General features: G+C 27.9%; 1 pseudogene. It reads left to right on the forward strand.

The annotated features are described in order from the left end of the window. A pseudogene (locus CAMP5053_RS08525) lies at positions 1–262 on the forward strand (hypothetical protein); the annotation flags it as partial.

The raw sequence follows: 262 nt of genomic DNA on the forward strand, positions 1-262 counted from the left end.
TGGTTTTGTTTTATACACCATTAACAACTTTCACTCAACTTGATGTTTTAATGAGCTATTCAACAATAAGAAATTATTATAAAATTTATAATCTTTTTATACACAGCAATTTTTACTCTTCTTATAATACAAACACAATAAATCAAGATATTATACAAGCCATTAAATCTAATCACTTAAGAGTAGGAAACGCACCTAGTGATTCCTTGCAAGGCATTACTCAACTTACAAGAAATTTAGTTTCACTGCTTACTAATCCCAG

This window comes from Campylobacter sp. S4:11, from assembly GCF_024723695.1.
GTDB classification, from domain to species: domain Bacteria; phylum Campylobacterota; class Campylobacteria; order Campylobacterales; family Campylobacteraceae; genus Campylobacter_D; species Campylobacter_D jejuni_C.